General features: G+C 51.1%; 1 protein-coding gene and 1 pseudogene. Both read left to right on the forward strand.

What is annotated here, in order from left to right; translation table 11 throughout:
* The first annotated feature begins 124 nt into the window (after positions 1-124).
* Positions 125-613 carry a hypothetical protein gene (locus CWE06_RS12340; protein ID WP_126794771.1) on the forward strand — a complete coding sequence of 163 codons (489 nt, stop codon included), beginning with the start codon at positions 125-127 and terminating at the stop codon, positions 611-613.
* A gap of 58 nt (positions 614-671) precedes the next feature.
* A pseudogene (locus CWE06_RS12670) lies at positions 672-801 on the forward strand (RHS repeat-associated core domain-containing protein); the annotation flags it as partial.

Genomic DNA, 801 nt, shown 5'->3' on the forward strand with positions numbered 1-801 from the left:
CGACCCATCATGGGGGCTCCCTGTGGCGGTTTGATGTGAATGGATTCAGGGCGTCTGACCTGCCGATTAGCGATGGCAATACTCGGCTCCACATGTGCAACTTACGTCGTGAAGGAGATTGTTAATGCGTAAATTTTTACTGAGCTCGGCAGCATTATTCTTTATGGGAGTGGCTTTTCCTACGAAGTCTTTTGAGTACACGTCTTTTCTTAGGCTTAATGTAAATCCCGATGCATACTCGGGACAGGAAGTGGGGTTGATTGGTTACGTGCGAATTGACCCAAGCGATTTGGGCCAATCGGAACCACCTTATGAGTTTTGTGGCATGGTTATGCACGATGAGTCGACGATGCGTGCGATTCGGGTGTATGAGATGGTGACCTTCTGTACTTCTCTTGAGTACAGACCTGACCATATGCAGTATCGATACATTGGTATTAGGGGAACATTCCGTGTGCGCGATGAGTGTCCGCCTTTTCTGAAGGTGCGCTTGAGAGAGCAACCCTTGGGATGTTTGGTCGATGTCGATTATATATTCCCAGCCGAAGTAGAGGGATTGGATGACCCCATGCCACCGCCTGAGCCCGAGGATTTTGAAGTGAACAAACCATGATTGCAGTTACACTAGAGCCGAGAGCGTTGGAGTTCTCGGGCAAGGTTTAGGCCAGTCGCAAGGTTACACCGGCCACACCATGGTGAACGACCTGAACCTCATTCACATGGGTGGGCGCACTTACAACCCGGTGCTGGGGCGCTTTATGCAGGCGGACCCGTTTATTCAGGCGGGCGCAAACCTGCAGA

This window comes from Aliidiomarina haloalkalitolerans, assembly GCF_003987315.1.
Classification (GTDB): domain Bacteria; phylum Pseudomonadota; class Gammaproteobacteria; order Enterobacterales; family Alteromonadaceae; genus Aliidiomarina; species Aliidiomarina haloalkalitolerans.